Origin of the sequence: Halomonas sp. 3D7M (assembly GCF_014897885.1) — a bacterium.
Lineage (GTDB): Bacteria > Pseudomonadota > Gammaproteobacteria > Pseudomonadales > Halomonadaceae > Vreelandella.
In genome coordinates this window covers 30866-48178 of sequence record NZ_JABUZF010000240.1, presented here as the reverse complement: position 1 = coordinate 48178, position 17313 = coordinate 30866, and the positions used below count along the sequence as shown (strand labels likewise).

The 17313-nt window shown below is 50.5% G+C and carries 19 protein-coding genes; 15 read left to right on the top strand and 4 right to left on the bottom strand.

What is annotated here, in order from left to right; translation table 11 throughout:
- The 3 genes from INT22_RS21095 to INT22_RS14100 all read left to right on the top strand — a co-directional run.
- Positions 1-1035 (top strand): translocation/assembly module TamB domain-containing protein (locus tag INT22_RS21095; protein ID WP_226912744.1); only part of this gene is annotated, 1035 nt, incomplete at its 5' end.
- Positions 1036-1044: 9 nt separating this feature from the next.
- Positions 1045-1665, top strand: coding sequence for a peptide-methionine (S)-S-oxide reductase MsrA (gene msrA, locus INT22_RS14105; RefSeq protein ID WP_193060446.1), 621 nt, complete (start codon positions 1045-1047; stop codon positions 1663-1665).
- An 85-nt stretch (positions 1666-1750) separates the two neighbouring features.
- Positions 1751-2245, top strand: coding sequence for a c-type cytochrome (locus INT22_RS14100; protein ID WP_226912743.1), 495 nt, complete (start codon positions 1751-1753; stop codon positions 2243-2245).
- A 39-nt stretch (positions 2246-2284) separates the two neighbouring features.
- On the opposite strand, the gene can is transcribed toward INT22_RS14100, so the two are convergent.
- Positions 2285-2932, bottom strand: coding sequence for a carbonate dehydratase (gene can / locus INT22_RS14095; RefSeq protein ID WP_089038381.1), 648 nt, complete (start codon positions 2930-2932; stop codon positions 2285-2287).
- 172 nt (positions 2933-3104) lie between these two features.
- Between can and gorA the strand changes: the two genes are divergently transcribed.
- The 10 genes from gorA (at position 3105) to yidD (ending at position 12096) form a co-directional block, all read left to right on the top strand.
- Positions 3105-4487, top strand: coding sequence for a glutathione-disulfide reductase (gorA, locus tag INT22_RS14090; protein WP_193060444.1), 1383 nt, complete (start codon positions 3105-3107; stop codon positions 4485-4487).
- A 235-nt stretch (positions 4488-4722) separates the two neighbouring features.
- Positions 4723-5301, top strand: coding sequence for a diaminobutyrate acetyltransferase (ectA, locus tag INT22_RS14085; protein WP_030072977.1), 579 nt, complete (start codon positions 4723-4725; stop codon positions 5299-5301).
- A 117-nt stretch (positions 5302-5418) separates the two neighbouring features.
- Positions 5419-6687: a diaminobutyrate--2-oxoglutarate transaminase gene (gene ectB / locus INT22_RS14080; RefSeq protein ID WP_193060443.1), complete on the top strand. Its 1269-nt coding sequence runs from the start codon at positions 5419-5421 to the stop codon at positions 6685-6687.
- An 84-nt stretch (positions 6688-6771) separates the two neighbouring features.
- Entirely contained in the window at positions 6772-7170 is a 399-nt protein-coding gene (locus INT22_RS14075) for an ectoine synthase (protein ID WP_009724424.1), read from the top strand.
- A gap of 249 nt (positions 7171-7419) precedes the next feature.
- Positions 7420-8259: an ATP-dependent zinc protease family protein gene (locus INT22_RS14070; protein ID WP_089038378.1), complete on the top strand. Its 840-nt coding sequence runs from the start codon at positions 7420-7422 to the stop codon at positions 8257-8259.
- Between the two features lie 38 nt (positions 8260-8297).
- A complete protein-coding gene (locus tag INT22_RS14065) occupies positions 8298-9821 on the top strand; it encodes an inactive transglutaminase family protein (RefSeq protein ID WP_089038377.1) in 1524 nt (507 codons plus the stop codon).
- On the top strand, positions 9818-10816 hold the full coding sequence (locus INT22_RS14060; RefSeq protein WP_038484259.1) for an alpha-L-glutamate ligase-like protein: 999 nt from the start codon (positions 9818-9820) through the stop codon (positions 10814-10816). Before INT22_RS14065 ends, INT22_RS14060 begins: the two co-directional genes overlap by 4 nt.
- A gap of 31 nt (positions 10817-10847) precedes the next feature.
- On the top strand, positions 10848-11297 hold the full coding sequence (locus INT22_RS14055; protein WP_038484256.1) for a transcriptional repressor: 450 nt from the start codon (positions 10848-10850) through the stop codon (positions 11295-11297).
- On the top strand, positions 11297-11764 hold the full coding sequence (hisI, locus tag INT22_RS14050) for a phosphoribosyl-AMP cyclohydrolase (RefSeq protein WP_193068431.1): 468 nt from the start codon (positions 11297-11299) through the stop codon (positions 11762-11764). The genes INT22_RS14055 and hisI overlap by 1 nt, the downstream gene beginning before the upstream one ends.
- Positions 11765-11820: 56 nt before the next feature.
- On the top strand, positions 11821-12096 hold the full coding sequence (gene yidD, locus INT22_RS14045; protein ID WP_205739042.1) for a membrane protein insertion efficiency factor YidD: 276 nt from the start codon (positions 11821-11823) through the stop codon (positions 12094-12096).
- Between the two features lie 26 nt (positions 12097-12122).
- Here the strand turns inward: yidD and INT22_RS14040 are convergent, their stop codons facing one another.
- Both INT22_RS14040 and INT22_RS14035 read right to left on the bottom strand, forming a co-directional pair.
- Positions 12123-12539, bottom strand: a complete 417-nt coding sequence (locus INT22_RS14040) for a SufE family protein (protein ID WP_038484250.1) — start codon at positions 12537-12539, stop codon at positions 12123-12125.
- A 38-nt stretch (positions 12540-12577) separates the two neighbouring features.
- Positions 12578-13774 (bottom strand): site-specific integrase, encoded by a 1197-nt coding sequence (locus tag INT22_RS14035; protein ID WP_193068433.1) that lies wholly within the window; start codon positions 13772-13774, stop codon positions 12578-12580.
- 203 nt (positions 13775-13977) lie between these two features.
- Here INT22_RS14035 and INT22_RS14030 point away from each other — a divergent pair, with 203 nt between their 5' ends.
- A complete protein-coding gene (locus INT22_RS14030) occupies positions 13978-15012 on the top strand; it encodes a DNA-binding protein (protein ID WP_193060438.1) in 1035 nt (344 codons plus the stop codon).
- A gap of 279 nt (positions 15013-15291) precedes the next feature.
- Here the strand turns inward: INT22_RS14030 and nfuA are convergent, their stop codons facing one another.
- A complete protein-coding gene (gene nfuA / locus INT22_RS14025) occupies positions 15292-15903 on the bottom strand; it encodes a Fe-S biogenesis protein NfuA (RefSeq protein WP_038484241.1) in 612 nt (203 codons plus the stop codon).
- A 287-nt stretch (positions 15904-16190) separates the two neighbouring features.
- Between nfuA and INT22_RS21090 the strand changes: the two genes are divergently transcribed.
- Positions 16191-17313: homocysteine S-methyltransferase family protein (locus INT22_RS21090; protein WP_226912741.1), on the top strand; the 1123-nt coding region annotated here is incomplete at its 3' end.

Sequence of the window (17313 nt, the reverse complement as noted above, 5' to 3'; positions counted from 1 at the left end):
GATGTTAACGCGACTCAGGAGCCATTATTAATCGTTTTGCCACAGTTTGGGCGTTTAGAAGCAGCGCCTGATATCCGCATTCGTGTAACACCGGATCGCTTGCAAGTACGTGGCAATGTCGATCTACCATGGGCGCGCTTAGAAGTTGGCGATCTTCCTGCCTCAGCTGTTAGCCCAAGCTCTGACGAAGTCATTATCACCGAGCGCGATGATCGAGAAGCTGAGCGAGTGGCTCAGCAACGGACTGCCAATGGCGAGCCAAGCGCTGCTGATGAGCTTTCACAATCAGGAATGGACATTGATGTGCTCATCACACTAACCTTGGGCCGTGATATGCAAATATCAGCATATGGGCTTAATTCTGATTTGGGTGGCACGTTAGAAATTCGTCAAGGCAGCGGTGCACTTCAGCTGTTTGGTGATGTCAACCTTATCAATGGTCGTTTTAAAGCCTTTAGTCAGGATCTGCTGATTCGCCGTGGACAGCTGATATTCAGTGGCCCTCCAGGGCTGCCAATTCTCGATTTCGAAGCAATTCGTAATCCTGATATCACGGAAGATGAGGTTATTGCTGGCATTCGTGTTAGTGGCAATGCAGAAGAGCCCAACTTACTGATCTTTTCAGAACCAGCAATGGATGAAACCCGTGCGCTGTCATATTTATTGAGGGGGCGTGCACCCGATGCTGCTGGAGGAGGGATTGATAGTGCGCTTACTACCGCCTTAATCGGCATGTCTCTCGGTAAGACAGGCGGAGCCGTTGGCTCCATTGGGGAAGCGTTTGGTATTAGCGATTTGACCTTGGATACCACTGGGGCAGGTGACAATAGCCAAGTGGTGCTGACAGGGCAGTTAACCGACGATATCCGGATTAGCTACGGTGTTGGCATTTTCTCGCCCATTGCAGAACTGACATTACGCTACACACTTTGGCGCAATCTATATGTGCAGGCAGTATCAGGCGCAAATCAAGCCGTCGACTTAATCTACACATTTACTCGGCCAGGTGACCCTACGATTTATCCACGGCAATAAGAGGGCGTTATGACGCTATTTTCTAAAGCAAATTCAGCACCACTTGGCCGCGTAACGCCGATTGAAACGAGCAGCGTACATACCGTTACAGGCCACTCACTTCACCCTCCTTTCCCAGCAGGGTATGAAGAAATTGTGTTAGGCATGGGGTGCTTTTGGGGCGTTGAACGCCTGTTTTGGCAAGTGCCGGGAGTTTACGTCACTGCCGCCGGTTATGCCGGGGGAGAAACACCAAACCCAACTTATCAAGAAACGTGTACGGGACAAACAGGCCATACCGAGGTAGTTCGAGTGGTATATGATCCCAATGCCACATCCTTGGCTACGCTGTTGCAAATTTTTTGGGAACAGCACGACCCTACTCAAGGCAATCGTCAAGGCAACGATGTGGGTAGCCAGTACCGCTCTGCCATTTTCACAACAACGGCTGCTCAGTTGATGGCTGCTGAAAAGAGTGCCAATGCCTATCAAAAGGCGCTCGATGAGGCTGGCCGAGGTACTATTACTACCGAGATCAAGCCGCTGAATACTTTTTACTACGCGGAGGCTTATCATCAGCAGTATTTAGACAAGAACCCCGCTGGTTACTGCGGGCTCAAAGGTACTGGCGTTACTTGCCCCATCGGTTAGTCGTGGTGAGAAGAGCCAAGTACTCCATCACAAGGTCAGTAATAAGGTCAGTAAAATGCCACATACTTTAAAACGTTCATGGCTCATGCCTTCGGTTTGGGCCCTGGTCGTCTTTGCTGCAATTACTACGCCGACCATGGCAGAGGAAGTTACTGAAGATGCCGTTCCAGCGCCACAAACGGTTGAAGAGAGCCCGTTTGCAAGTGAGCGAGAAGCGGTCATATGGCGTCAGGATGAATTGAAAGAGCTAGAAAGCCTTCTGCGTCAGCTGCGTTTTGACTTGGTGAATAACCAGGATGCACGCGGAGCCGCGCCGCGGTTAGCAACGCTTCAGGAACAAGCGACTCAAGCTCATTTTTTGCCCGCGTTTATTGTCGGCACTCATGGGCGTGGGTCTGACGCTCGCCCAGAAATCTGGGAAGAGTGGGAAGATTTCGCAGCGGGATTTACGGATCTTGAGCAAAAAGTGGCGACGCTAATCGATGCGGCCGAGCAAGAGGACTATCGCGCGGCCACGCGAGCATTTTCTGATGTTGGCTTAAGCTGTAAAAGCTGTCATCGCGCCTACCGCTATAACTGACCGAGATCGATGTCATCAGAGCGATAGGCACAGATGGTGTCAGTCGCTTTGTTGAAGGCGGTCGATACGATAAAGGGTCTCAACCTGCTCCAGGCCAGTTATGGTGCATTTGAGATCTTTTACACGGCCGTCGCTCAACCCATAGACCCAACCATGCACTGAAATATCTTGGCCTCTCTGCCAGGCACGTTGCAGAATTTTGGTTCGGCACAAACTATTAACTTGAGCCTTTACGTTCAATTCGCACATGCGGTCAATTTGCTCTTCCATTGGTAAATGTTCAAGCGTATTACGGTGATGGTTATACTGTTCGCGCACCGAATGCAGCCAGTAATCGACGACTCCGCACTCACCGCCGGTTACTGCCGCCTTAATGCCACCACAACCGTAGTGCCCCACAATCATGATATGACTGACCTTAAGTACATCCACCGCAAACTGCACAACTGACAGTGCGTTCATATCGGTATGGTGGAGCAGGTTAGCGACATTACGATGGACAAAAACTTCGCCTGGCGGAAGGGCAATAATTTGGTTAGCAGGCACACGACTGTCAGAACAACCAATCCAGAGGTAATCAGGGTTTTGCTGATTGGAAAGGCGTTTAAAGTAGTCAGGATCTTCCTCACACATACGCTCTGCCCAGGCGCGATTATTATCAAGCAGTGTTTCAATAGCGTTAGACATTGGATCTCCGTCACAGGTTAGGAGCTGTTAGGTTCAAGATAGAGCAAACTAGGGTACAGAGAGAGGGGTTTTAACCTTCTCAGAATCTAAGGTCAATCTTTGTGCTTAACGACCGTTGTCGGTAAGTACATGACCGATAAGTACATGCAATGGTTCAGGATAGGAATAGCACATGGCAGATAACGCGGAATATGAATACGATTTATTGGTAATTGGAGCAGGGTCAGGGGGTGTTCGCGCCGCACGAATGGCAGCTGCAAGCGGTGCCAGAGTTGCTATAGCAGAAGATCGTTACTTGGGCGGCACCTGTGTCAATGTCGGCTGCGTGCCTAAAAAACTGTACTCCTATGCGGCTCACTTTCACGACAGCTTCGATGATGCCGCAGGCTTTGGATGGCAGTTGCCTGGGCCTGCTGTCTTTGAGTGGTCAGTGCTACGCGATAATAAAACCAGTGAAATAAAACGGCTTAATGGCATTTATCAGCGGATGTTAGAGGGCGCGGGAGTCGTACTGCTTCATGCTAGAGCAACCGTGACAGGGGCACACAGCGTTTCACTGGCTTCTGAAGAAGGCGTTACCCAAGTAACCGCACAAAAGATACTGCTAGCGACAGGTGGTTGGCCATGGGTGCCTGATTTTCCTGGCAGTGAATACACAGTCACTTCAAACCAGATATTTGACCTTGACGCTTTTCCAGAGCGGTTTCTGGTTTTGGGAGGCGGCTATATTGCGGTCGAATTCGCGAGCATTTTTAACGGCCTCGGTAGTGAAACACATTTGATTTATCGTGGAGAGCTGTTTCTAAAAGGGTTTGATGAAGAAGTTCGAGCTTTTACCCGCGATGAAATGAGCAAAAAAGGCGTCAATCTGCATTTCAATACCAATATTGAACGGATTGAACCCAATGGCTCGGCGTTTAACGTGTATTTAACTAACGGTGATGTTCAAGAGGTAGATGCCGTCTTAGCAGCGACAGGACGTAATGCCAATACGCAGGGGCTAGGGCTTGAAGCATTGGGTATTCATCTTGATAGCAGTGGAAAAATCCCAGTAAATGCGCGCTACGAGACGGCGGTCCCTTCAATCTTGGCGCTTGGCGATTTGACCCAGGGGCCTGAATTGACGCCCGTAGCACTGGCTGAGGCGATGCAGTTAGTCGATATCCACTTCAATGAAACACTGCCTAAACCGCTGGACTACGCCACGATTCCTACGGCGGTTTTTTGTCATCCCAATATTGGGACGGTAGGGCTATCTGAAGAGGCTGCCAGAGAAAACATTGGCAAAATTAGCGTTTATAGCGCGGACTTTAAAGCAATGAAACACACCTTGTCTGGTAGCCAAGAACGCACTTTAATGAAGCTAATCGTTGATGACGCGACAGATGTTGTCGTAGGGGCTCACATGGTCGGTGAAGAGGCCGGTGAATTAATACAAGGGATCGCCATTTCGGTCAGAGCTGGGCTTACAAAAGAAGATTTTGATCGTACCATCGGCATCCATCCAACAGGTGCGGAAGAGTTTGTGACAATGAGAACAGCTACGCGCAATTGATTACATAAAATTTACATTTTTAAGGCGAGCATTAGCTCGCCTTTTTTGTCTCGCAGCTATGTGAGGTTGATCTAAACTCTTCCAATACAGCGGCTCTTTCAGCTGATTTTTGCAGGTAGAGACGCCTTTGATAACCAAAAATTATGGAAAAGGACAGGATGAATAATATGATTTTTGAATTGCTCATAATCAGCTGTTATAATGGCGCTCAAATTCGCTACAGCGAAGCATAACCATGAGCACGCCAATAACACCTTTTACCCCTTCTGCAGACCTTGCACGCCCAACAGTCGCTGATGCTGTGGTCGGGCATGCATCTACTCCGTTATTTATTCGCAAGCCGAATGCAGATGATGGTTGGGGCGTCTACGAGTTGATAAAAGCTTGCCCGCCGCTTGATGTTAATTCTGCTTATGCTTATTTACTGTTGGCAACTCAGTTTCGCGACACCTGTGCGGTCGCGACAAATGAAGAGGGCGAGATAGTAGGATTTGTATCTGGCTATGTGAAAGACAACGCGCCGGATACCTACTTTCTATGGCAGGTTGCCGTCGGTGAAAAAGCACGTGGTACAGGCTTGGCGCGCCGCTTAGTCGAAGCCATTATGTCGCGTCCAGAACTTGATAATGTGCATCATCTGGAAACGACGATCACTCCAGACAATCAGGCCTCTTGGGGCTTATTTCGCCGCCTCGCTGCACGCTGGCAAGCCCCTTTAAATAGCCGTGAATATTTCTCTACCGAACAACTCGGTGGGGAGCATGATCCTGAAAACCTAGTTCGTATAGGTCCATTTCAAACAGACAGCATGTAACGGAACGGACCAGCTATTGCCCAATACGCGGTTCTTGCTAGCTGGTTACGTGTTACCGCTGTTTCCGCCAGTTTGTCCTACGCTTGTTGGCTCAATGATTTAAAAAGGAGGTCGTTAATGCAGACCCAAACGCTTGAACGCATGGAATCTAACGTACGTACTTATTCGCGCTCATTCCCCGTTGTGTTTACCAAAGCCCAGAATGCTCGTTTAACGGACGAGAATGGTCGTGAGTACATTGATTTCCTAGCCGGTGCCGGCACGCTCAATTACGGCCACAATAACCCACATCTCAAACAAGCAATGATCGACTATCTGTCAACAGATGGCATTGTTCATGGCCTGGATATGTGGACCGCTGCAAAGCGTGATTACCTGGAAACCCTTGAAGAAGTTATCTTCAAACCGCGTGGCTTAGACTACAAGGTACATCTGCCTGGTCCGACAGGCACTAACGCAGTAGAAGCGGCCATCCGTTTGGCCCGTGTTGCTAAAGGTCGCCATAACATTGTGACCTTCACCAACGGCTTCCACGGCGTCACCATGGGAGCACTGGCAACCACGGGTAACCGCAAGTTCCGCGAAGCGACCGGTGGCATTCCCACACAGGGCGCAAGCTTTTTACCCTTTGATGGTTATATGGGAGAGCATGCGGATACGCTGGATTACTTCGAGAAATTACTTAACGACAAATCTGGCGGCCTCGATATACCGGCAGGTGTTATTGTCGAAACCGTGCAAGGCGAGGGCGGTATTAACGTGGCAGGCCTTGAGTGGCTCAAGCGTTTAGAAAGTATCTGTCACGCCCATGATATTCTGTTGATCATCGACGACATCCAAGCAGGCTGTGGCCGCACGGGTAAGTTCTTTAGCTTTGAACACGCGGGCATCACGCCTGATATCGTGACGAACTCAAAATCACTCTCTGGATTCGGGCTGCCATTTGCCCATGTATTGATGCGTCCAGAGCTTGATAAATGGAAGCCTGGTCAGTATAACGGCACGTTCCGTGGTTTCAGCCTGGCGATGGTGACCGCCACGGCTGCGCTCAAAAAATATTGGTCAAATGATGTTTTTGAGCGTGATGTTCAGTGCAAAGCGCGTATTGTTGAAGAACGTTTCCAAAAGCTGGCAGCCTTACTCAGTGAGAACGGCATGCCTGCCACTGAACGTGGACGCGGCCTCATGCGCGGTATTGATGTTGTCTCTGGTGATATTGCCGACAAGATCACCAGCAAAGCATTTGAGCACGGCCTTATTATTGAGACCAGCGGCCAAGACGGCGAAGTAGTGAAATGCCTATGCCCGCTGACCATCAGTGATGAGGACTTGCTGGAAGCGCTGGATATTCTAGAAGCCTCAGTCAATGCTGTTATCCAAGCGTGATGTAGAGTTAGGCTAATTTTGCAGCATCGATTCAGCACTGGGCCGCTTCGGTTAATACCAAGTGCCTCATAACGGAGCAATTCTATGATCGTTCGTAATCTTGAAGAAGCACGTAAAACAGATCGTCTTGTCACCGCCGAGAATGGCAATTGGGACAGCACGCGTCTTGTTCTAGCCAATGATAATGCGGGTTTTTCATTTCATATTACCCGTATTTTCCCAGGCACTGAGACGCATATTCATTACAAAAACCACTATGAAGCTGTGTTTTGCTATGAAGGCGAAGGCGAAGTAGAAACCCTAGCCGATGGCAAAATCTGGCCGATCAAAGCAGGCGATATTTATCTGCTGGATCAGCACGACGAACATCTGTTACGCGGTAAAGAAAAAGGCATGACCGTCGCATGCGTTTTCACGCCAGCAATTACCGGTAATGAAGTACACCAGGAAGACGGCTCATACGCTGCACCCGCTGGTGAGTAAGGCCCAACGTTAGCGTTACGGATTGGCTAATGACAAAACAGCCTGCTTAAAAAGCAGGCTGTTTTTTATGAGGGTTGTCATTGATGATTAGGATTTTAACCTGATGCCTGTGAGATCATACGGGTTCGCATAATATATATTATGTTAAATTAGGCAAATAAAGGTTCCAAAACCAGCGGATCAAGTTGGACAATACAATGTCCTTCTCCTTATCATTCATGCTCTTCTTGTTTAAGGATATCTCACGTTATGCGCTCAGGTGTATTGTGTCTAATGGCTGGTTTGTCGCTTTCGTTTGCAGGCTGTGCTGTGACACCGCCAGAAACGAATGAGCCACCGCCACTAAGCGAAGCGTCTTTTAACACCCGCATCCTTGAACTTGAAACCTCTCTTGCTCAGCAGTGTGCATCCGCGTCTACACGACTGCACGAGCAGCAGCTTAACCAACAGCGAGCGTTAACAGCTGATGTTCGCGAAGTCGGTAGCCTGTTGCGCTATTTGCGCCAAGATGTGGCTGGCCTACAAGCTCGCGGTGAAGATCCCGTTATTGTTCGTGAAGAGTGCGATGTTGATGCCACTCAAGACAACAAAACACTGCTAGGCCGCAGTGAATGGGTTGGTTTACCCAGTGTTGGCACTTATTTGAAGGCGCGCGTTGATTCTGGAGCCAACACGTCATCACTATCAGCATCCGAAATTACCCGCTTTGAACGTGATGGCGAAAATTGGGTGCGCTTTAAGTTGGCACTAAATGACAATGACGTGGTCGTAGATCGCGTGCGTGATGAATGGATCGAAGCGCCAATTGTACGTAGGGTGCGTATTGTTCAGGCATCTGGTGAAGAGTCTCGCCCAGTGATCTCACTGTTAATGACCTTGGGCCCAATCCGCGAAAACGTTGAGTTCACGCTTAATAATCGCACCCATTTGGACTACCCAGTGCTGTTAGGACGGCGATTCATGATGGATATTGCCACCATTGATGTTGCTCAAACCTATCTTTACGAACGTCCAGAATTCCCTGGCGGTGAACCTGCCGATCAAGCCGCTGAAGATGAAGCAGCAGATCAAGACGATACTGAAGAGTAACAGTTCTCCCCCGCCGTTTTTCGCTGAAAGGAATCATGATGTCACGGTTGCCGTTTTATTTGATCGTTGGACTACTGCTGTTGGTTGGTATTGCCGCCAGTGTGCATCGACATGTTCAGTTCGAAATCCCCTGGCTACCCGGCGAACAGCGCCAAGTATGGGAAATCGAAGCTGTTATCAACTTTAATGCCCAGGACGGCCCTGTGCAGGTTGATCTAGCACTGCCTTCACATCAGGCTGGGTACCGGGTTTTGACCGAAAACACCGCGTCTTCTGGCTATGGGCTTGCCTACAAAGCAGATGAGCTAGGTCGTCAGGCTGAGTGGACTATTCGTAATGCCGCTGGCAGCCAGCAGCTTTACTATTCGGTGCAAATGCTGGTTTCGCCAGATGCGCGCTCACCGGTACAAACGCCACCAGAATTATCGTCTGTTCCCCCCTGGGAAAGCCCGTACGACACTGCCGCTAGCCAATTAATTGATCGTGCTTGGGCACGTAGCGCCAATAACGCCACCTTTGCGAGAGAATTGATTTTAGATATTAATGGCGAACGCCAAGGGGAAAATGCACGACTACTCTTAGCCCAGGAACAGCCATCGCCACTGATTGTGCGTTTGTTGAACCAAGCGGGTGTTCATGCAAGGGAAGTCAGCGGCCTATTGATGGAGGATGGTCGTCGTCGACAAACCCTCAGCAGTTGGATTCAAGTGTTCGACGAATCTGCCGAAACGTGGACACTCTTTAATCCGACTACCGGCGAGCAAGGAAAACCCGACAACCTTCTGCTCTGGGAAACAGGTGGTCGCGCGGTGCTAGAGGTCCAGGGCGGAACCAATTCGCGTGTCACCTTTTCAATGTTGACACATTACCAACCGGCTTCTGCGGCGGTTCGCAATCACTACTCTGATGACACACTACTCAACTTTTCTATCCATAGCCTTCCTTTGGAAGAGCAGGCACTTTTCCAAACGATCCTGCTGATTCCCATTGGCGCGCTGGTAGTGGTGTTTTTGCGCGTGCTGGTTGGGGTAAAAACGTCGGGCACGTTTATGCCGGTGCTGATTGCATTAGCGTTTATTCAAACTACCCTGCTAACGGGCTTAATTGGCTTCCTGCTGATTGTGGCCATGGGCTTGATCATTCGTAATTATCTTTCATACCTCAATCTATTGCTGGTAGCGAGGGTTTCGGCGGTCATCATCACGGTCATAGCAATCATCTCAATTTTCACTGTCATTGCTTATCGTATGGGCCTAAGTTCGGGGTTAACCGTCACATTTTTCCCAATGATCATTCTGGCGTGGACGATTGAGCGGATGTCGATTCTTTGGGAAGAGGAAGGGCCAAAGCAGGTACTGGTTCAAGGCGGAGGCAGCCTCTTAACCGCTGTATTAGCGTTCCTTGCCATGAACAACCCCTGGGTTCGCCACATTACTTTCAACTTCCTTGGTGTTCAGTTCATTCTGATGGCGCTCATCTTGTTGCTTGGTAATTACACGGGCTATCGTTTATTGGAGCTTCGCCGTTTTAAGCCAATTACAGATGAAGAGAAATCCTCATGAGCTGGCTAAAGAACTGGACGTGGCCGACACGACTTAGAGACAAGGGAATTATCGGCATGAATCGGCGAAATATTCGCTACATTGGCCGCTATAATTCCCGACGCTTATATCCGCTTGTTGACGACAAGCTGAAAACCAAGCTTCTTGCGCAACGTTACGGCATCACAACGCCAGAGCTCATTGGTACGGTAACGACTCAGTTTGGTGTCAAGCATATCAGTGAGATGCTGAGCGGCCATTCAGGCTTTGTGATCAAGCCCGCCAAAGGCAGTGGCGGAAAAGGCATACTTGTTATTGAAAAGGTACAAGAGGGTATCTTTATCAAGCCAAGCGGTGTCAGTTTGTCGATTGAAGATATTGAGCGCCATGTTTCGAACATACTTTCTGGGCTGTATTCGCTAGGCGGCTCACCGGATGTCGCCGTTATCGAAACACTGATCAATTTCGATGAAAGCCTGATGGCCTATACCTATGAAGGCGTACCGGACATTCGAGTCATCGTGTTTAAAGGTTATCCCGTGATGGCCATGATGCGGCTTTCTACCGCTGCGTCGGATGGCAAGGCCAATCTTCACCAGGGGGCCGTGGGTGTTGGGCTGAACATTGCCACAGGCGCGGCCCTACGTGGAGTGCAGTTTGATCGTCCATGCTTTAGCCATCCCGATACAGGTCACGACTTGGCAAGTCTGGTTGTCCCACAGTGGGATACCCTGCTCCACCTGGCAGCAGGCTGCTACGAGATGACCGGGCTTGGCTATCTTGGCACCGATATGGTGCTAGATAGAAAGCATGGCCCCATGCTGCTTGAGCTTAATGCGCGCCCCGGGCTTGCTATCCAAATGACCAACGGTGAAGGACTTCGCCGTCGGCTTGACCTGATCGAGCAGCAGCCTGACGGTGTTCCCGTCGCGGAACGGGTAGCGTTTGCACAACACCACTTTGCCCGCCAAAGCGAACTCGTAGAAACGCCTGACACTTCTTCGGCGACGGCGTAGACTACGCATATCCCGTTCAACGAGTGCCCTAATGACAGAAGCTAATACGCTATTACAACAAGCGGAATCCCAGTGCCATACCCGAGGCGTGAGATTTACACCTATTCGTCGCCGAGTATTAGAGCTGATTGCTGAGAATGGTGGCGGCCTAAAAGCGTATGACTTGTTAGACCAGCTATCCACTGAGCATGCCGCAGCAAGACCTCCCACGGTTTACCGTGCTCTCGACTTTCTTATCGAGCAAGGTCTCGTTCATCGTATAGAGTCACAAAACGCTTACGTTGCCTGCGCCTGCCCTGAGCATGCCCATGGGTTTCAGCTGTTGATTTGTCGCCATTGTGGCTATGTTGAAGAGCTTCACTTAGATGAAATAAGCGCTCAACTGGCCGAATTAGCCAAACGACAAGGGTTTAACGTCGAGCGCCAAACGATAGAACTTCAAGGCTTGTGCCAAAATTGCCGATCAGCGAGTAACGAGTAATGTCACGTTTTGACCAATTAGCCCCGCGCGACCTATTCAAAGCCCTAGAATCTGCCAGCCCTTCCGATACGTTGCCCGGGACCGAAGCGCTTCTTGACGCAGTACACTTTAACGAACAAGGCTTGCTGCCTGCCATTGCGCAGCAGTTTGATTCGGGTGAGGTGTTAATGATGGCGTGGATGAACCGCGAGGCACTTGAAGAAACGCTAGCAACGCAGCGTGTTTGCTACTATTCACGCTCGCGTAAAAAGCTCTGGCGTAAAGGTGAAACCTCGGGTCAACAACAGCAGCTGAAATCTGCGGCTCTCGACTGCGATGGTGACACGCTATTACTGCAAGTCGATCAAACTGGACCCGCTTGCCACACCGGTCGACGCAGCTGTTTTTACTTATCGGTAAACGAACAGCGTGCGACGATTACCAGCGAACCGCTTATCGACCCAGCGGCGCTTTACGGCAAGAAATAGTGGTAAAGCTGCTATCCCAAGCAAAGCACTGGGCCTTGAAGGCCCTTGCCATCGTCATGATTGGCTGTATCAAGGTCTATCAATACACCATTAGCCCCCTACTGGGGCCGCGCTGCCGCTTCTGGCCAAGCTGCTCGTCCTATACCGTTGAAGCCATTCAAGTGCATGGCCCTTTCAAGGGCGGCTGGATGGCGATAAAGCGTATTATGCGATGCCACCCAGGCAGCGCCGGTGGTATCGATCCCGTGCCTGGTGGCAGAAGCGAGCAGTTGTGTCGTGAAGACCCGGACTTAACGGCGCCGCCGCACTCAAAGTGCGACCATCATCACTGAGAAAGCTTTCCAATGCGCGTTTACAATTAAGACTGTTTTGCCACTTGGTAAATACGCTCCAACATGGCATGCAAGCCGTTACTGCGGGTAGGTGATAGGTGCTTATCCAAACCTAAATCTTTCAAGAAGTGAGGCTCGGTTTGGCTAATCTCATCAGGTGTGCGATCGCTATAGATTCTCAGCAGCAACGCAATCAGTCCTGAAACGATGGCCGCATCCGACGTTGCCTTGAAGATAAGCTTGTCGCCCTGCCCTTCGTGGCACATCCACACGTTAGATTGGCAGCCCTGAATCTTAAACTCTTCAGTTCGCTGCTCCTCCGGAAAGTCAGGCAGTTGCTTCCCCATATCGATAATGTATTGATAACGATCCATCCAGTTATCAAATATTTCAAACTCTTCGACCAGTTCTTGCTGGGCCAGCTCAGCGCCTGAAGTTGCCATGGCGTTTCCTTTGGGTTGGTGTCTCAATATCATGCCTATTATAACGGGTCAGAAGGCGTTTTTGGGGCTGTTTTCAAGCGATGACGCTGCTGCTCTTGGTGCCATTCATTATCTTCGGTGTGTAAGTAGCGACTCGTCGTATCCAGTTTAGAATGGCGCGCACTCTCGGCTAAATAGCGCAGGCTTACCCCCGATTGCGCTTGATGTGTAATCGCCGTATGCCGCAGCCAGTGGGGGGTTGCACGACGCAGCGCACTCACATAGGCAGGCTTACCATTTTGCGCTTCTAGTGCATCAGCCGCCTCGCTAAATACGCCTTTAATCAGCCGATAAAGTTGGTTATCGCTAATGCCACGACGTTTATCTAACGCACGGATAAGAGGGTCGGGTTCGTGATAACTGGGCAGGCCTGCTAACCCAAGCGCTTCCCGCCATTCGAGCACACACTCAAGCATGTCATCGGGCACCGGAATACGTGCAAGCTTACTCCCCTTACCGACCACCACCCACCACCACCGCCCCTCGCTTTCCTGAAAGTCATCCATCCGAGCGTTAGCCATTTCACTAATACGAGGTGCTAATAGATAAGCGAAGCTGAATATAAACCGTCGCCGCGCTTGCTCATACGCTTCTCGCTCACTAGCGTGTCCAGCTGGCGTATTCAGCCACTGCCAAAACCATACCCAAAGATCGCGCTCTAAATAACGCTCAATCGTTTGAGCCTGGTTATTCAGCCGCCTTGCCTTGTCGCGCATTAGCACAAATGGGTTATGGCGTACCCACCCTGCTTCCACTAGCCAGCTAAATAAGCCCTGCAGAATAATCAGACTTTGCCGCCGGCTTGCTGGCGAAAGCCCACCACGAAAAGGTCGCCATTGCGCATGATAGCGAGGCTTACTTGCCCCCACCCACTGCTCAGCTGGCTGAGGATCTGCCAAAAAAGCCTCGTACTGGCGCAACATTTCACGATTCATATCGCATAACGACGTGTTGTGGCTGGACAGCCAAAGCAGCAGGCGCTCCGCCTCTCGGCGATAACTTTTCAATGTCTGAGGGCTGTCTTGATACTCCCTAAGCCACGCAGCAACAGCCTCAACGTTGTTTTGAGCATCAATTAACTGCGTGTCAGTTCCCGGAGGGACGGGCACGGGAGACTTAGCCAGCAAATCAGGCCAACTGCCCTCTTCTAGGCCTTTATATGCTTGTTCTTGCTGTTTCGCGACCTCTCCGGGCATCTCTACGTTTCTCCATGTCCACTGCATGATTTTTCAATGGATTAAGTGTGCTGTTATCAGCGTTAAAATTCAAGATAAGGGCAGTAATCTTGAATTTATAGCACTTAATGTAAATAACATTACGTTTTATGTATTACGTAATTATTGTAATTTTAACCAAACCCTACGAAAATAGCGCTACCAATCTGACAGGGATAAGCACCATGGCTCGCAGCGGGATTCAATACAGTGATGTTCAGCAAGCAATCGACACCCTGCTCGCTCGCGGCGACACTCCTAGCGTGCAACGCATTCGGGAAGTACTGGGAACCGGCAGCTTCACAACGATCAGTGAGCATTTCCGTAATTGGCGTATTGAGCGAGAGCAAAATCGCGATGTTCCGCCACCTAAGGGCGTCCCAGAAGTCATCGTTAACGTCGCCACCGAACTATGGCGCGAGGCGCAAGAGGTCGCCAATCAAGCGCTCGTCCACTATCGTGAAGATGCTAATCGGCAGGTAGAGAGCGCCCAGCAGGAAGCTGCCGAAGCACTTCAGCAAACAGCCAATGCGCAGCAACGAGAAAGTGCCCTTGCAGAGCATTTGCGACATACAGAACAGCGCTTGGAGACACTTAATCGCGAGCTGGCCGCTAGTCAAGCGAGCGAGCGTCAGTGGCAGCAACAGGCAGAGCAAGCCAACCAAGATGCTAAGCGATACCAGCAGCTACTTACCCAGTCGGAGCATGATGTCGCTTCGCTGAAAGAGCGCTTCACTGAAGAGCTGCAACAACGCCAAGCCGCTTGGGAACAGCGCCTTGCTCAGGAGGAGCAGCGTAACGAAGCAGCGGAAGGAAAACTGATGGCGTTGCTAGACACGCTAAGACAAGAGCGTGCCCAAGAAGAAAAAGCACTACAAAAGCGCCTGCTCCAGTTCGAGCAGCGCTCAGACAGCTTGGCGAAAGAGCTTCAGCTCAAAAAAGACACGTTGCAGCACTACCAGTTAGACAACAGCAGCTTGCAACAACGTATTGACGAGCTTGAGCGCAACAATATATCGCTAAAAGAGCTGCACTCCAGCCTGCAGAGCGAGCTTGATAAAGCCCACCAAGCACTAGAACAGCAGCACAAAACGGCGCTTCAGGACGAAAACTGGCAGCAACAGCTTTGGCAACGAATGGAAGCCCTTCACGCGCAATTAACAGCCCTGCCCGAGACGCTTTCATCACAGGATAAAGAAGGCACCTCAACTGACGAGTAATGCATTGCGTATAAAAAAGCCCAGCCCACCGAGCCGCCTTCGTCATTCCCGCAGGCCCTTAGCGGGAATCCATGTTGACCTGGAATTTGGGGCTCCTGCAGGCCAAGGTCAAGGTGGATTCCCGATAACCCCACTCGGGAATGACAGTGCGGTTCACGCTTTGGAAGGTGGTCGCTTTGCTGTATGTGGCTAGTGGATAATGCCAGCCAGCCTTGGCTGACTGGCATTACGCAGATCTACTGGGCATTTCGAAGCGAACACGGTGCCACCAACAGTGCGTTAGCGGTAGTAAGCGTTCGTTGTATCCGTGTGATCGGTCACATCACGGATACCCGCTAGCTCAGGAATCCGCTCCATCAGTGTTTTCTCAACGCCATCTTTAAGCGTTAAATCTACCGCTGCACAACCTTGGCAGCCGCCACCAAAAGCAAGGATCGCCACCTTGTCTTCGGTCAGCTCTACCAGCTTGATTTCACCACCGTGGGCCGCCAGCCCTGGGTTAATCTCGCTGTAAAGCGTGTAGTTGATGCGGTCTTCCAGCGGGCTGTCCGCGTTAACTTTAGGCATTTTCGCGTTAGGAGCCTTGATGGTTAACTGGCCGCCCATACGATCCGCGTTAAAATCAACAACCGCCTCGTCTAAAAACGCCAAGCTGTTTTTATCGAGAAATACGTTAATTTTTTCAAGTTCAAGCTTAACGTCAGTGGGTTCTTCTTCACCTGGACGGCAATAGGCTAAACATGTTTCCGCGTAAGGCGTGCCGGGTTGGGTGATAAAAATACGTACAGCAATGCCTTCAACATTCTGCTTTTCCAACAGTTCAGCAAGATATTCCTGAGCACTGTCAGTAATATCAATACCTTGGGTATCTGTTTCGATAGTCGCGGTCATAAGGGATGTTATCCTCCCGTGGTTGTGGCTTGGCCACATCACATGTCATTTATAACTATTTCATTAACGCCTATGGTAAGCAAAACTGCTCGCCAGCACAATCCCGACTATTTTAGTAGGCTATTGCCTATGTATATGAGCGCGCCTCATTAAGATACTGCAATAACTTCACGCCCTTACTTGCTGCCCTATGGTGTGCCCTTTGTTATGATAGGCGCCGCTCACACTATGACGACGACTATAAAAAATATCCTTTTTGACTGAGACGCTGGAGATTCCCCCCTGCCATGGCTGCTAGTGATTTGACTGCTTCCCTCACCCAACGCCTTGCCCAACGTATCCTGATTTTGGACGGCGGCATGGGCACCATGTTGCAGAACGCCGAACTCAGCGAGGACGATTTCCGTAGTGACCGCTTTCGTGACTGGCCCTCGGACCTTAAAGGTAATAATGACTTATTAGCACTTACCTGTCCGGACTTAGTAGCACGTATTCACCGCGACTATTTAGAAGCTGGCGCGGATATTATCGAAACCAATACATTTAATAGCACACGTCTTTCCCAGTCAGACTATGGCATGGAAGATTTGGTGCCTGAGCTGAATCGTGAGTCGGCACGTTTGGCGCGTAATGTCTGTGACGCCGTGGCGGCTGAAACGAATATCCCGCGGTATGTCGCTGGGGTACTTGGGCCAACCTCACGCACCGCGTCTCTGTCGCCGGATGTCAACGACCCTTCTAAGCGCAATGTCACCTTCGACGAGCTTCGCGAGAACTATTACGAAGCTGCTAGGGCGTTAATCGAAGGCGGTGCAGATCTTATTATGATCGAGACTATCTTTGACACACTTAATGCCAAAGCCGCTATTTATGCCCTTGAAGAGTTGTTTGATGACCTGAACACGCGGCTGCCGGTGATGATTTCCGGCACCATTACCGATGCCTCAGGTCGCACGCTTTCTGGTCAAACCACCGAGGCATTCTGGAACTCTGTTCGCCACGCTCAGCCTCTCTCAGTTGGCTTGAACTGTGCTCTAGGTGCGGAGGAGCTGCGCCCTTACATCGAAGAGCTTTCCACTAAAGCCGATACCTTTGTTTCTGCGCACCCCAATGCGGGCCTACCCAATGAGTTTGGTGAGTATGACCAAACCCCAGAGGAAATGGCGGCCATTGTCAGCGAGTTCGCGGCAAGTGGACTGGTCAATATTATTGGGGGCTGCTGTGGCTCAACCCCTGAGCATATTCGCGCCATCGCTGAGGCAGTCAGCTCGATGGCGCCCCGCAAGATTGCAAAGCGTAGTCATGCGTGCCGTCTGTCTGGCTTAGAGCCCTTCAACATTGAAGCCGACGCGCTGTTTGTCAATGTCGGTGAGCGCACTAACGTGACCGGCTCGGCACGCTTTAAGCGGC

Excerpts from the sequence above, each read along its gene's own strand:
- msrA (WP_193060446.1), top strand. The coding sequence starts at position 1,045 with ATGACGCTATTTTCTAAAGCAAATTCAGCACCACTTGGCCGCGTAACG.
- INT22_RS14100 (WP_226912743.1), top strand. The coding sequence starts at position 1,751 with ATGCCTTCGGTTTGGGCCCTGGTCGTCTTTGCTGCAATTACTACGCCG.
- can (WP_089038381.1), bottom strand. The coding sequence starts at position 2,932 with ATGTCTAACGCTATTGAAACACTGCTTGATAATAATCGCGCCTGGGCA.
- gorA (WP_193060444.1), top strand. The coding sequence starts at position 3,105 with ATGGCAGATAACGCGGAATATGAATACGATTTATTGGTAATTGGAGCA.
- ectA (WP_030072977.1), top strand. The coding sequence starts at position 4,723 with ATGAGCACGCCAATAACACCTTTTACCCCTTCTGCAGACCTTGCACGC.
- ectB (WP_193060443.1), top strand. The coding sequence starts at position 5,419 with ATGCAGACCCAAACGCTTGAACGCATGGAATCTAACGTACGTACTTAT.
- INT22_RS14075 (WP_009724424.1), top strand. The coding sequence starts at position 6,772 with ATGATCGTTCGTAATCTTGAAGAAGCACGTAAAACAGATCGTCTTGTC.
- INT22_RS14070 (WP_089038378.1), top strand. The coding sequence starts at position 7,420 with ATGCGCTCAGGTGTATTGTGTCTAATGGCTGGTTTGTCGCTTTCGTTT.
- INT22_RS14065 (WP_089038377.1), top strand. The coding sequence starts at position 8,298 with ATGTCACGGTTGCCGTTTTATTTGATCGTTGGACTACTGCTGTTGGTT.
- INT22_RS14060 (WP_038484259.1), top strand. The coding sequence starts at position 9,818 with ATGAGCTGGCTAAAGAACTGGACGTGGCCGACACGACTTAGAGACAAG.
- INT22_RS14055 (WP_038484256.1), top strand. The coding sequence starts at position 10,848 with ATGACAGAAGCTAATACGCTATTACAACAAGCGGAATCCCAGTGCCAT.
- hisI (WP_193068431.1), top strand. The coding sequence starts at position 11,297 with ATGTCACGTTTTGACCAATTAGCCCCGCGCGACCTATTCAAAGCCCTA.
- yidD (WP_205739042.1), top strand. The coding sequence starts at position 11,821 with ATGATTGGCTGTATCAAGGTCTATCAATACACCATTAGCCCCCTACTG.
- INT22_RS14040 (WP_038484250.1), bottom strand. The coding sequence starts at position 12,539 with ATGGCAACTTCAGGCGCTGAGCTGGCCCAGCAAGAACTGGTCGAAGAG.
- INT22_RS14035 (WP_193068433.1), bottom strand. The coding sequence starts at position 13,774 with ATGCCCGGAGAGGTCGCGAAACAGCAAGAACAAGCATATAAAGGCCTA.
- INT22_RS14030 (WP_193060438.1), top strand. The coding sequence starts at position 13,978 with ATGGCTCGCAGCGGGATTCAATACAGTGATGTTCAGCAAGCAATCGAC.
- nfuA (WP_038484241.1), bottom strand. The coding sequence starts at position 15,903 with ATGACCGCGACTATCGAAACAGATACCCAAGGTATTGATATTACTGAC.